Origin of the sequence: Gemmobacter serpentinus, from assembly GCF_008973825.1 — a bacterium.
GTDB classification, from domain to species: domain Bacteria; phylum Pseudomonadota; class Alphaproteobacteria; order Rhodobacterales; family Rhodobacteraceae; genus Gemmobacter; species Gemmobacter serpentinus.
In genome coordinates this window covers 1-13,892 of the sequence record NZ_WCHR01000012.1, presented here as the reverse complement: position 1 = coordinate 13,892, position 13,892 = coordinate 1, and the positions used below count along the sequence as shown (strand labels likewise).

Annotated in this window: 8 protein-coding genes; 2 read left to right on the top strand and 6 right to left on the bottom strand. The window is 62.7% G+C overall.

Annotation, left to right across the window (positions count from 1 at the left end; translation table 11 throughout):
• Window positions 1–88: 88 nt before the first annotated feature.
• From aspS to GBJ34_RS06820, 3 genes are all read right to left on the bottom strand, one after another.
• Window positions 89–1,870 (bottom strand): aspartate--tRNA ligase, encoded by a 1,782-nt coding sequence (gene aspS / locus GBJ34_RS06830; RefSeq protein ID WP_151718524.1) that lies wholly within the window; start codon window positions 1,868–1,870, stop codon window positions 89–91.
• A 136-nt stretch (window positions 1,871–2,006) separates the two neighbouring features.
• Window positions 2,007–2,624: an aminotransferase class IV family protein gene (locus tag GBJ34_RS06825; RefSeq protein WP_226341076.1), complete on the bottom strand. Its 618-nt coding sequence runs from the start codon at window positions 2,622–2,624 to the stop codon at window positions 2,007–2,009.
• Window positions 2,585–3,697, bottom strand: a complete 1,113-nt coding sequence (locus tag GBJ34_RS06820) for an aminodeoxychorismate synthase component I (RefSeq protein ID WP_151718523.1) — start codon at window positions 3,695–3,697, stop codon at window positions 2,585–2,587. Before GBJ34_RS06820 ends, GBJ34_RS06825 begins: the two co-directional genes overlap by 40 nt.
• Before the next feature lie 229 nt (window positions 3,698–3,926).
• Here GBJ34_RS06820 and carB point away from each other — a divergent pair, with 229 nt between their 5' ends.
• Together carB and uvrB are read left to right on the top strand one after the other, a co-directional pair.
• Window positions 3,927–7,253 (top strand): carbamoyl-phosphate synthase large subunit, encoded by a 3,327-nt coding sequence (carB, locus tag GBJ34_RS06815; RefSeq protein WP_151718522.1) that lies wholly within the window; start codon window positions 3,927–3,929, stop codon window positions 7,251–7,253.
• A gap of 336 nt (window positions 7,254–7,589) precedes the next feature.
• Window positions 7,590–9,767 carry an excinuclease ABC subunit UvrB gene (gene uvrB, locus GBJ34_RS06810; RefSeq protein WP_151718521.1) on the top strand — a complete coding sequence of 726 codons (2,178 nt, stop codon included), beginning with the start codon at window positions 7,590–7,592 and terminating at the stop codon, window positions 9,765–9,767.
• A 196-nt stretch (window positions 9,768–9,963) separates the two neighbouring features.
• Here uvrB and GBJ34_RS06805 read toward each other — a convergent pair whose 3' ends face one another.
• The 3 genes from GBJ34_RS06805 to GBJ34_RS06795 form a co-directional block, all read right to left on the bottom strand.
• Entirely contained in the window at window positions 9,964–10,707 is a 744-nt protein-coding gene (locus GBJ34_RS06805) for a YebC/PmpR family DNA-binding transcriptional regulator (RefSeq protein ID WP_151718520.1), read from the bottom strand.
• Between the two features lie 302 nt (window positions 10,708–11,009).
• The gene (locus GBJ34_RS06800; protein WP_151718519.1) at window positions 11,010–12,794 is read right to left on the bottom strand and encodes an SLC13 family permease; all 1,785 of its coding nucleotides are present in this window, start codon (window positions 12,792–12,794) and stop codon (window positions 11,010–11,012) included.
• Window positions 12,795–12,936: 142 nt separating this feature from the next.
• Window positions 12,937–13,749, bottom strand: a complete 813-nt coding sequence (locus tag GBJ34_RS06795) for a TIGR00282 family metallophosphoesterase (protein ID WP_151718518.1) — start codon at window positions 13,747–13,749, stop codon at window positions 12,937–12,939.
• Between the last annotated feature and the right edge of the window lie 143 nt (window positions 13,750–13,892).

Sequence of the window (13,892 nt, the reverse complement as noted above, 5' to 3'; positions counted from 1 at the left end):
AAAATACCCGCGCCCCCATTGGCAGGGACGCGGGCAAATTTCGTGTGAAATCTGCAATTTCCCAAGGCTCGGGAAACTGCTGCGCTGCTCAGGCGTCTTTCGGCACCACACGCAGGCGCAGCTCGCGCAATTGTTCGTTCATCGGCTCTGACGGGGCCCCCATCAGCAGGTCTTCGGCGCGCTGGTTCATCGGGAACATGATGACCTCGCGGATGTTCAACTCATCCGCCAGCAGCATCACGGCGCGGTCGATCCCCATGGCACAACCACCATGCGGAGGGGCACCGTATTTGAAGGCCTTGACCATACCGCCGAACCGCTTGTCGACCTCGGAATTCGGATACCCGGCCAGTTCAAAGGCCTTATACATGATTTCCGGCTTGTGGTTGCGGATGCCCCCCGAGATCAGCTCATAGCCGTTACAGGCAAGGTCATACTGATAGGCATAGACCGACAGCGGATCACCCTGCAGCGCCTCCATCCCGCCTTGCGGCATCGAGAAGGGGTTGTGGCTGAAGTCGATCTTGCCGTCATCGGTCTTCTCATACATCGGGAAGTCGACGATCCAGGCAAAGCGGAAGGTGTTGGTTTCCGACAGGTTCAGCTCGCGGCCGATCTCGTTGCGGGCGCGACCTGCGAAGCTTTCAAACTGCTCGGGCTTGCCACCCAGGAAGAAGGCCGCATCGCCAAGGCCAAGGCCCAGCTGCTGGCGGATCGCCTCGGTGCGTTCGGGGCCGATATTCTTGGCCAGCGGACCCGCCGCTTCCATGCCGCCACCCGCCTCGGCCTCGCGCCAGAAGATGTAACCCATCCCCGGCAGGCCCTCTTTCTGGGCATAGGCATTCATGCGGTCGCAGAACTTGCGGCTGCCCCCGGTCGGTGCAGGGATCGCGCGGATCTCGGTGCCCTCATTTTCCAGTAGTTTGGCAAAGACCGCAAAGCCCGAGCCTTTGAAATGGTCGGAGACCACCTGCATCTTGATCGGGTTGCGCAGGTCAGGCTTGTCCGATCCATACCACAGCAGGCTGTCGCGATAAGCGATCAGTGGCCAATCGGTTGCGGTCTTGCAATCGGGGCGGAACTTCTCGAACAGGCCCTGAATGACCGGCTGCACGGCGGCAAAGACATCGGCCTGCTCGACAAAGGACATCTCGACGTCCAGCTGATAGAAGTCGGTCGGGCTGCGGTCGGCGCGCGGGTCTTCATCGCGGAAGCAGGGCGCGATCTGGAAGTAACGGTCAAACCCCGCCACCATGATCAGCTGCTTGAATTGCTGCGGGGCCTGCGGCAGCGCGTAGAACTTGCCCGGATGCAGACGTGACGGCACAAGGAAGTCGCGCGCGCCCTCGGGCGAGGAGGCGGTGATGATCGGGGTCTGAAACTCGTTGAAGCCCTGATCCCACATCGCATTGCGCAAATGGCGCACCACATTGGAGCGCAGCATCATGTTCTGATGCAGCTTCTCGCGGCGCAGATCGAGGAAGCGGTAGGTCAGGCGGGTTTCCTCGGGGTAATCCACCTCGCCGAAAACCGGCATCGGCAACTCGTCGGCCTGGCCGAGAACGCGGACCTCCTTGACATAGACCTCGATCTCGCCGGTGGCGAGTTTCGGGTTCACAAGGCTTGCATCGCGCGCTTTCACCACACCGTCAATGGAGATGACCCATTCGGCGCGCAGCTTCTCGATCTCGGCGAAGGCCGGGCTGTCGCTGTCGGCCAGCACCTGCGTCATGCCGTAATGGTCGCGCAGATCGATGAACAGCACGCCGCCATGATCGCGCACGCGATGCACCCAGCCCGCCAGCCGGATATTCTGGCCGACATGGTCCTTGTTCAGTTGCGCACAAGTATGGCTGCGATAGGCGTGCATCACGCTCCCCTTTTCCGAGGCTTTGTCCCAATGCGCCGATACACACCGCCCAAGGGGCCAAGTCAACCCCGGCAGGGTGTAGCGACCGATCCTTCGTCGAAGGATCGGGGCAAAAATCTTCGTCGAAGATTTTGGCTCATCCCGCCCAGACCGCCGGGATGAGGCCACGCAGCGCATTGCCGACCCAAAGCCGGACCTTGGGCAGATCGGCAATCAGCAGCACCTCTTCCGGTGCCGCCAGTTCCGCCCGCAAGACACCGGGCAGCAGACCGGATGACAGCGGCGGCGTGCGCAGCCCCTGCCCCCGGTCAAAGAAAAGGTTGGTGATCGTGCCTTCGCAGACCTCGCCCCGCTCATTGGCAAAGATCAGCTCGTCCAGGCCGTCCGGCAGGGCGGCCCGCGCCGCATCATAGCTGGCGCGCTGCGTGGTCTTGTGGCGTAACCACGGATCCGCGCTATCCAGCCGCATCCCGGCCAGCCCCAGCCGCCAGAGCGGGACGGCGGGCGGCAGGGTGGCCTGGGTGATCTCAATCCGGCCTTCCGCATTCAGCGTCAGCCGGATACGCGCCGGCCCGATCGGCGCAGGCAAATCCGCGATCACCTGATCTGCGGACACAGGAAAGCCGAAGACGGCAGCCGAGGCTTCCAGCCGCGCCAGATGCAGCGCCAGGCGCGGATAGGCCGCGCCATCCCACAACATTGTCTCGATCAGCTTCAGCCCCGGCTCAACCCGGATGCGTAGCGCGCTTTCCAATGTGCCTCCTCCCATTCGCCCTGCGCGGTGGAATCATGGACCACCCCGCCGCCGACATTCAGCCTCACCCGGTCGCCCGTCACCGAGAGCGTGCGGATTGCCACGTTGAAACAGGACGCCCCGTCGGGTGCCATCCAGCCGATGGCCCCGCAATAGACGCCACGCGGATGCGGCTCCACCTCGCGGATGATCTGCATGGCGCGGATCTTTGGCGCGCCGGTGATGGATCCGCAGGGAAACAGCGCAGGCATCAGCCGGGCCAGCGCGGGCGGCTCCAGCAGTTGCCCGACCACGCGCGACGACATCTGATGCACGGTTGCAAAGGCCTCAACCGCGAAGAGTTCCGGCACCTTCACGCTGCCGACCTGCGCCAGCCGCGAGATATCATTGCGCAGCAGATCCACGATCATCAGGTTTTCGGCGCGCCCCTTGTCCGACCGCCACAGTTCCTCCGCCAGCGCCGCATCCTCTTCCGGGTCGGGGCTGCGCGGGGCGGTGCCCTTCATCGGGCGGCTTTCGATCCGCCCGGATGCGGTGGTGGAAAAGAACAGCTCCGGGCTGCGCGAAATGATGACAGGCCCTGCGCCAAGGTCGAGATAGGCCCCATAGCCCACCGCCTGCCGCGCACGCAGGCTGGCATAAAGCCCGAGCGGCGTGCCGCTCAGCCGGGTTTCCATCGGAAAAGTCAGGTTGATCTGATAGCAATCGCCCGCAGCGATGTAATCGGCAACCTTGGCAAAAGCCGCGCCATAGCCCGCGCGATCCACCAAGGGCGTCAAGGGCGCAAGGCTGGCGCTGCCCGAGACCTCTGGCGCGGGTTCCGGGCCGTCATAAATGCCAAAAGCCAGCAGCGGATGCGCCCGATCTGCGGGCATCAGTGCGGCCAGCTTGGGTTCCAGCGCGTAACCCGCCTCATAGGACAGATAGCCCGCAACCCACGCCCCGCCCGCCCGCGCCGCATCAAGCCGCGCCAGAGCAGGGGCCAAATCTTCAGCCCGCCATGCCAGCACGATCTCGCGCGCGCGGTCAAAGGCGGCGGGCCGGGCCAGGGGTCCGTGTTCAAGCAAGATCACGCGCAAATCTCCTTTGCGGGCAGGATTAGCACCCCGTCCGAACCCGGACCAGTGCGCAAGCGACCGAGGGGCCGCCACATCACGACATCGCCTTGCCAGGCTATGACATAAGGCCTTGCGCCCCGGCCTGACCTGTCTATAACCCCCGACAATTTGCGCTTCGCCATCGAATCCAGATTACCGCGAACCCCTTCGGGTTGGCGGTCAGCCAGCACATACGGGGTCCGTCATGCCGAAAAGAACCGATATCTCCTCCATCATGATCATCGGTGCCGGGCCCATCGTCATCGGGCAGGCCTGCGAGTTCGATTATTCCGGCGCACAGGCCTGCAAGGCGCTGCGCGAAGAGGGCTACCGGGTCATTCTGGTGAACTCCAACCCCGCGACGATCATGACCGATCCGGGTCTGGCCGACGCCACCTATATCGAGCCGATCACCCCCGAAGTGGTGGCCAAGATCATCGAGAAAGAACGCCCCGACGCCATCCTGCCCACCATGGGCGGCCAGACCGGCTTGAACACCACACTGGCGCTTGATGACATGGGTGTGTTGGAAAAGTTCAAGGTCAAGCTGATCGGCGCCAATCGCCAGGCCATCGAAATGGCAGAAGATCGCAAGCTGTTCCGTGAGGCAATGGATCGTCTCGGCCTTGAAAACCCCAAGGCCACCATCATTGCGGCCCCCAAGGTGAACGGCAAGTTCGACATCGCCGCCGGCGTGGCCGAGGCGATGACCCAGCTGGAATATGTGGGCCTGCCGGCGATCATCCGCCCCGCCTTCACCCTTGGCGGCACCGGCGGTGGCGTCGCCTATAACCGCGACGATTACGAGGCCATCGTGAAATCCGGGCTGGAAGCCAGCCCTGTCGCACAGGTTCTGGTCGATGAATCCCTGCTCGGCTGGAAAGAATATGAGATGGAGGTGGTGCGCGACCGCAAGGATAACGCGATCATCGTCTGCGCCATCGAGAATATCGACCCGATGGGCGTGCATACCGGCGATTCCATCACCGTGGCCCCTGCCCTGACCCTGACCGATAAAGAATATCAGATCATGCGCAACGGCTCCATCGCCGTGCTGCGCGAGATCGGCGTGGAAACCGGCGGCTCCAATGTTCAATGGGCGATCAACCCGGCGGATGGCCGCATGGTGGTGATCGAGATGAATCCGCGCGTCAGCCGCTCCTCGGCGCTGGCCTCCAAGGCTACCGGCTTCCCGATTGCCAAGATCGCCGCCAAGCTGGCTGTGGGCTACACGCTCGACGAGCTGGACAATGACATCACCAAGGTCACGCCCGCCTCGTTCGAGCCCTCGATCGACTATGTCGTGACGAAGATTCCGCGCTTCGCCTTCGAGAAATTCCCGGGATCCGAGCCCTTCCTGACGACCGCGATGAAATCGGTGGGTGAGGTGATGGCGATCGGCCGCACCATCCATGAAAGTCTGCAAAAGGCACTGGCCAGCCTGGAAACCGGGCTGTCCGGCTTTGACGAGATCGCTATCCCCGGCGCGCCCGACAAGGCCTCGATCTTCAAGGCGCTCGGCCTTCAGACGCCCGACCGTCTGCGCGTGATCGCGCAAGCCATGCGTCACGGCCTGAGCAATGACGAGATCCAGCAGGTCACCAGCTTTGATCCGTGGTTCCTGTCGCGCATCCGCGAAATCATTGATGCCGAGGCTGAAATCCGTAGCAACGGCCTGCCCGTCACCGAAGAGGGCCTGCGCGCACTGAAAATGATGGGCTTCACCGATGCGCGCCTGGCCAAGCTGACCGGCCGCGATGAAGGCCAGGTGCGCCGCGCCCGCCGCAATCTGGGCGTCACCGCCGTCTTCAAGCGCATCGACACCTGCGCCGCCGAATTCGAGGCGCAGACCCCCTATATGTATTCCACCTATGAATCCCCTGCGATGGGCGATGTGGAATGCGAAAGCCGCCCGTCCAACGCCAAGAAGGTCGTCATCCTTGGCGGTGGCCCGAACCGGATCGGGCAAGGGATCGAATTCGATTATTGCTGCTGCCATGCCTGCTTCGCGCTGACCGCGCAGGGCTATGAAACCATCATGATCAACTGCAACCCGGAAACCGTTTCGACCGATTACGACACTTCGGACCGGCTGTATTTCGAGCCCCTGACGCTGGAACATGTGCTGGAGATTCTGCGGGTTGAGCAGGAGAACGGCACGCTGCATGGCGTGATCGTGCAATTCGGCGGCCAGACGCCGCTGAAACTGGCCAATGCGCTGCATGAGGAAGGCATCCCGATCCTTGGCACCACCCCGGATGCGATTGATCTGGCCGAAGACCGCGAACGGTTCCAGAAGCTGCTGCATGATCTGGGCCTGAAACAGCCGGTGAATGGCACGGCGCGATCGCGCGATGAGGCCTTTGCGGTGGCGGCAGATGTCGGTTACCCGCTGGTCATCCGCCCGTCCTTCGTGCTGGGCGGCCGCGCGATGGAAATCGTGCGCTCGGACGAACAGCTGGAACGCTATATCGCGACTGCCGTGCAGGTTTCGGGCGATAACCCGGTGCTGCTGGACAGCTATCTGTCCGGGGCGATCGAGGTTGATGTCGATGCGCTAAGCGACGGCGAGAATGTCCATGTCGCGGGGATTATGGAACATATCGAAGAGGCCGGCGTCCATTCCGGTGACAGCGCCTGCTGCCTGCCGCCGCATTCGCTGACCGCCGAAACGGTCGAGGAGCTGAAGCGCCAGACCGTGCTGATGGCGCGCGCCCTGCATGTTGTCGGCCTGATGAACGTGCAATTCGCCATCAAGGATGGTGTGATCTATGTGCTGGAGGTCAACCCGAGGGCCTCGCGCACCGTGCCCTTCGTGGCCAAGGCAACCGACAGCGCCATTGCCTCCATCGCCGCGCGGCTGATGGCCGGGGAACCCCTGTCGAACTTCCCCGACCGCGCGCCCTATGCTGCTGATGCGGGCCCCGACACGCCGCTGCCGCTGGCCGATGCGATGACGCTGGCCAATCCGATCACGCCCTGGTTCAGCGTCAAGGAAGCCGTGCTGCCCTTCGCCCGCTTCCCCGGTGTCGACCCGCTGCTCGGGCCGGAAATGCGCTCCACCGGCGAGGTGATGGGCTGGGATCGCAGCTTCGCGCTGGCCTTCCTCAAGGCACAGATGGGTGCGGGCACCCTGCTGCCCGAGGGGGGCCGCGTCTTCCTGTCGATCAAGGATATGGACAAGTCCGAGGCCATGGCGGATGCCGCACGCGGGCTGATCAGCCTTGGCTTCCAGATCGTGGCGACCCGTGGCACCGCCGCATGGCTCAACACCCAAGGTGTCGCTTCGCAACTGGTAAGCAAGGTCTATGAAGGCCGTCCGAACATCGTGGATGCGTTGAAAAACAACGAGATCGCGCTGGTCATGAACACGACCGAGGGCACGCAGGCCATTGCCGACAGCCGCGATATCCGCCGCGTCGCGCTGATGGACAAGATCCCCTATTTCACCACCGCCGCCGCCGCCATCGCCGCCGTTGCCGCGATGAAGGCCCGCAGCGAGGGCTACGGGGTGCGGACGTTGCAGGGGTAAGGCAGCGCCAAACCCGCAATCCAATGCAAAAGGGCCGGAATTTCCGGCCCTTTTTCGTTGCAAGACCTGCCGACCGGCCCTGGGGTGTGGTGTGGGGTATGGGTGGCCGACCGGCAGGGACTGACTTGCCCCACCAACTTGCCACAGACTTTCAGAAACTCAACCTTAAGATGATAGATCTTTCAAAAATATTTGTTGCCGATACATCTTTTATCCCCATGCCCGCGCCTGCAGCTCGAAAGAAAGCCATTTCCCCGGCAGGTGGCGGCGCAAACGGGCTTGCACCGGAACAAAAACAGACCATCTTGGAGGCAGATCACAGCAGAGCGTTCCGTCATGCCGCATAACAACACCAACGCCCCCTCTGAGCGTCCAGAGGTGCTGACCCGCCCCAAGCTGGAGGGCGGCAAGCGTTTCGTCATGCACTCGCCCTTCCAGCCCGCGGGCGACCAGCCCACGGCGATCGCCGAACTGGCAGGCGGTGTGCAGTCGGGCGAGCGGGATCAGGTGCTGCTCGGCGCGACCGGCACCGGCAAGACCTTCACCATGGCCAAGATCATCGAGGAGACGCAGCGCCCGGCGATCATCCTTGCGCCAAACAAGACGCTGGCCGCACAATTATACGGCGAATTCAAGGGGTTCTTCCCCGAGAATGCCGTGGAATATTTCGTCAGCTATTACGACTATTACCAGCCCGAGGCCTATGTCCCGCGCTCGGACACCTATATCGAGAAGGAAAGCCAGATCAACGAACAGATCGACCGAATGCGCCACTCGGCCACGCGGGCGCTGCTGGAACGCGACGATGTGATCATCGTGGCCTCGGTCAGCTGCATCTATGGTATCGGTTCGGTCGAGACCTATTCGGCAATGACCCAGGACCTGATCGTGGGAGAGATGTATGAACAGCGGCAGGTCATTTCCGAACTGGTGGCGCAGCAATATCGCCGCAATGACACGGCCTTTGCCCGCGGCAGTTTCCGGGTGCGCGGCGACAGTCTGGAGGTCTGGCCGGCCCACCTTGAGGATCGGGCCTGGCGGTTTTCCTTTTTCGGACCTGAGCTGGAAAGCATTGTCGAATTCGACCCGCTGACCGGGGCGAAGACCGATGTTTTCAAGCAGATCCGCATCTATGCCAACAGCCATTATGTGACGCCGCGCCCGACCATGCAGCAGGCGGTGAAGGGCATCCGGCTGGAGCTGGCGCAGCGCCTGAAGCAGTTCAATGACGAGGGCAAACTGCTGGAAGCGCAGCGGCTGGAACAGCGCTGCAATTTCGATCTGGAAATGCTGGAAGCGACCGGGGTCTGCAACGGCATCGAAAACTATTCGCGCTATCTGACGGGCCGCGCGCCGGGCGAGCCGCCGCCGACACTGTTCGAATTCATCCCCGACAATGCGATCGTCTTTGCCGATGAAAGCCATGTCTCGGTGCCGCAGATCGGCGGCATGTATCGCGGCGACTATCGTCGCAAGTTCACGCTGGCGGAACACGGCTTCCGCCTGCCATCCTGCATGGACAACCGACCACTGAAATTCGAGGAGTGGGACGCGATGCGCCCGCAATCGATCTTTGTCTCGGCCACCCCTGCCCCATGGGAGATGGAGCAGGCAGGCGGCGTCTTTGCCGAACAGGTGATCCGCCCCACCGGGCTGCTGGACCCGCCAGTGGAGATCCGCCCGGTCGAGATGCAGGTGGACGACCTTCTGGAAGAGATCCGCCGCGTGGCGGCGCAGGGTTTGCGCGTGCTGGTCACCACCCTGACCAAACGCATGGCCGAGGATCTGACCGAGTATTTCCACGAACAGGGCATCCGCATCCGTTATATGCACAGCGATATCGACACGATTGAACGGATCGAGATCCTGCGCGACCTGCGGCTTGGTGCCTTTGACGTGCTGGTCGGCATCAACCTGCTGCGCGAGGGCCTCGACATCCCGGAATGTGGGCTGGTGGCCATTCTGGATGCCGACAAGGAAGGGTTCCTGCGTTCCACCACCTCGCTGATCCAGACCATCGGGCGGGCCGCGCGCAACGCCGATGGCCGCGTCATCATGTATGCCGACCGTATCACCGGCAGCATGGAACGCGCGCTGGCCGAGACCAATCGGCGGCGGGAAAAGCAGATGGCCTACAACGAGGCCCATGGCATCACGCCGCAGACCGTGAAGAAGAATGTCGAGGACGTGCTGGCGGGCCTGTGGCAAGGCGACACCGATATGAGCCGGGTAACCGCCAAGGTCGACAAGCCGCTGGTCGGCCAGAACCTTGCCGCCCATCTCGATGCGTTGCGGGCACAGATGCGCAAGGCGGCGGAGAACCTCGAATTCGAGGAGGCCGCGCGGCTGCGCGATGAGGTGAAGCGGCTGGAGGCGGTCGAGTTGGCTGTGGGCGACGACCCGCTGGCGCGGCAATCCGAGATCGACGAGGCGGTGGAGGTGGCGGTAAAATCGGCAGGGCGATCAACCGCAGGTCGTGCAGGCCAGCGCGGCGGCACCAAGCGGCGACGCTGATCAAGAACAGGAAAACGGGGCGAAGCGGTGTCCACATACGCCCCAGCCTGCCCTACAAAGATTACCCGCACCTGAAGACCACAGCCCGAAGGGCACTGACTCAAGACCGCTCCCTGAAGATCACCGCCCGAATACCGCCGTAGAACGAAAAACCCCGCCAATGGCGGGGTTTTTCAAATCCGCTCAAGCCACGCGCTCAGCCCAGCTGCGCCGCAACCTCGTCCGACATGTCGAAATTATGGGTGACGGTCTGCACATCGTCATCCTCTTCCAGCATATCGACGAGACGCATCAGCTTTTGCGCCGTCTCCAGATCGACCTCGGTGCGCGATTGCGGCTTCCAGATCAGCTTGGCCTCATCGGATTCGCCCAATGCCTTTTCCAGCGCCTCGGTCACTTCCGACAGCGCCTCGACCTGGCAATAGATCCAGTGGCCTTCCTCATCGGATTCCACATCATCCGCACCAGCCTCAAGGGCTGCCATCATCACGGTATCGGCGTCGCCCGCCGAAGCCGGGTAAGAGATTTCGCCAACGCGATCAAAGCTGTGCGCGACCGAACCACTGGTGCCCAGATTGCCGCCGCATTTGGAGAAATAGCTGCGCACATTGGAGGCCGTACGGTTCACGTTATCCGTCATCGTCTCCACGATGAGCGCGATGCCGCCGACGCCGTAACCCTCATAGCGGATCTCGGTATAGTTCTCGGCGTCGCCGCCCTGCGATTTCTTGATCGCGCGGTCGATCACATCCTTCGGCATCGACACCGCCTTGGAGGCTTTTACCGCCAGACGCAGACGCGGGTTCTTGTCGGGGTCAGGGTCGCCCATCTTGGCGGCGACGGTGATCTCCTTCGCCAGCTTCGAGAACATCTTGGAGCGCAGCTTGTCCTGCTTGCCCTTGCGATGCTGAATATTCGCCCATTTGGAATGGCCTGCCATGACCCCTGAACTCCGGTCCGATTTACGGTGATGCCTTGGCCCTTACACTAGCCAAGGGGGCGCGGGCAACCCCTGCGGGGAAAGGCGCGGGAGGCCGGATCAGGAAACGCATCGCGTTTCCCCGGCCCTGTGGGAACCGCCCCGCCAGACCGCATCACCCGAAGACCGAGAGGCCATCGCCCGCCCGGTAGGTGCGAAGCACCCGCCCCCCGCAGGGCGGGCGCTGGCCGGTGGCTTTGGGCCACCGGCCCAAACGCGGAAACCGTGCCGCATGACCTCGGCGATGGCCTCAGCCATTTTCCTTACGGATAGAGCGGCCAGATCAGCGGGATCAGCGCCGAGCAGAGCAGCCATGTGATGATATTGAGCGGCACGCCCACCTTGGTGAAATCGGTAAACTTGTAGCCGCCCGGGCCATAGACCATCATATTGGTCTGATAACCGATAGGGGTGGCGAAGGCCAAGGTGGCCGAGAACATCACCGCCACCACGAAGGGCCGCGGATCGACGCCCAACTGATGCGCCAGCTGGATTGCAATCGGGGTATAGATCACCGCGACCGCATTATTCGACAGGAACTCGGTCAGGATCAGGCCCAGAAGATAGATCGCAAGGATCATCGCGAAGGGCGGCAGCCCTTCCATCCAGGGCTTCACGCCCATCACGATCATCTCGACCGCGCCAGACCGATCCAGCCCCTCGCCCACCACCAGCATGGCAAAGATCATCGCCATCAACCGGCCGTCGACAAATTCCAGCGCCTCGTCGCTGTCGATGCAGCGGGTCAGCAGGATCGCGGCGACGGCCAGGAAACCAAGGGTATAGATCGGTGCCACATCCAGCGATGACAACAGCACGACAAAGATCAGCGCCCCGATGGCAATCGGTGCCTTGTCACGGCGATAGGCGCGCTGTTTGGGATGGCTCACATCCACCATATCCATGTCATCGGCCAGACGCTTGATGTCTTCAATCGCGCCTTCCAGCAGGAGCGTATCGCCGACCTGCACCACCAGCTCATCCAGTTGGCGCCCGATATTCTGGCTGCGCCGGTGCGCCGCCAGCACATAGACGCCATAGCGGCGGCGCAGACGCAACTCGCCCAGGGTGCGGCCGATCATACGACAGCCGGGGGTGATCAGAACCTCCACCGTCTCGGTGGCGACCGAAGACAGCTTGTCGACGATGCGCATATCGGTGCGGTTCTGCATGTCCAGCAGTTCGGTCATCTCGGTGCGCAGCACCACCCGATCCCCACCTTGCAGGATGGCGGCCTGCAGATCGCGGCGCAGCGACAGATCGCCCCGCAACACGTCGATCACCCGCACGCCGGAACGTTTGAACTGCTGCACTTCCAGCACCGGCGTGCCGACCAACACGGAATCCTCCGGGATCGCCACTTCGGTGAAGTATTTCATCCGCTTGCGGTCCCCCAGCAGCGAGGCCATGGATTGCCGGTCGGGCAGCAGCCATTTTCCGAAGATCGCCAGATAAAGCCCCCCCACAATCGTCACTGCCAGGCCCAAGGGCGCGATCTCGAACAGGCCGAAATGTGCCATCCCGGCGTCATGCGCCGCACCATCGACCAACAGGTTGGTCGAGGTGCCAATGAGCGAGATCATCCCCCCCATCACCGTCATATGGCTGAGCGGGATCAGCAGCTTGGAGGGTGCAAGGCCGATCCGCGCTGCCATCTGGATCACAACGGGGATCATCACCGCCACCAGCGGCGTGTTGTTCATCACCGAAGACAGCACCCCGACGGCCAGAAACAGCACGGCGATCGTCGTCCTGGGCCGGTCACCCACATGCTTTTCCGCCATGCCGATGATCATCTCTACCGCGCCGGTGCGCACCAGCCCGCCCATGACCATGAACATCAGCGCAATGGTCCAGGGGGCGTTGTTGGACAGGACCTTGAGCGCGTCCTTTTCCGGCATGATGCCGATCAGGATCATCACGGCAGCCCCGATGATCGCCGTCACCTCAACCGGAAAGGTCTCGCGCACGAACAGGACGAACATCACGAACAGGATCCCCAGCGACACATAGGCCTGGGTGTCCTGCGCCATTTGCAAGCCGAGCATGGATTCTCCTGAACAAACTCGACTGAACCACTAGATAATCCTTCCCCTTATGGCAAAGGATTCGTGCCAACCGCCCCGCAGCATAGCGCAGAAACGGAAAAATCTGCTGCCATGCTGCCACAGCCGCCTCAGGATGGGCGGGTTATGGCCGCGCATCCTCCAACCTGCCGCCGATGCGGATCATCCGCACCTTGGTGGCAAGGCCAGAACGGTCATCGGTCTCCACATAGACCCCCGACAGGGTGGCGGGGCCATTGGCGGGGGTGAATCGCTCCTTCGGCATCCCGGTTATGAAGCGGCGCAGCGGCTCCAGCTTCTCCATGCCGATGACAGAATTATAGTCGCCACACATCCCGGCATCGGTGAGATAGGCGGTGCCGCCGGTCAGGATCTGCGCATCCCCCGTCGGCACATGGGTATGGGTGCCCACCACCAGCGAGGCGCGGCCATCACACCAATGGCCCATCGCCATCTTCTCGGATGTCGCCTCGCAATGCATGTCGACAATGATCGCCTGTGCCGCGCCCCCAAGCGGATGCGTCTTCAGCGCCGCGTCGATGGCCGAGAACGGATCGTCAAAGGGGCGTTTCATGAAGACCTGCCCCAGCACCTGCGCCACCAGAACCTTGCGCCCCCGATGATCGTTGAACAGCCGCGCGCCCTTGCCCGGAGCTACCTTCGAAAAGTTCAGTGGCCGCAAGATGCGGTTTTCCTGTTCGATGAAGGGCAGCATATCCTTCTGGTCAAAGGCATGATCGCCCAAGGTCAGACAATCCGCCCCTGCCGCCAGCAAGACCTTGGCATGTTCCGCGGTCAGCCCCATGCCCGACGAGGCGTTCTCACCATTGACCACCACGAAATCAAGGCCCCATTCGGCACGAAGTCCGGGAAGCCGCTCCACGATGGCCGCACGCCCCGCGCGCCCCATCACATCGCCAAGAAACAGGATTTTCATGCCCCTGCACTAGAACCGCAAAGCCTGCGGCGCAAGACCCTTGGCCGACCTGCCCTTTGCTGATTGTCCAAATACTCCGGGGTCCGGGGCAGCGCCCCGGGGCCAGGCAGCCGCGCCTGCCACTTGCCGCGGGGGGGGGGGGG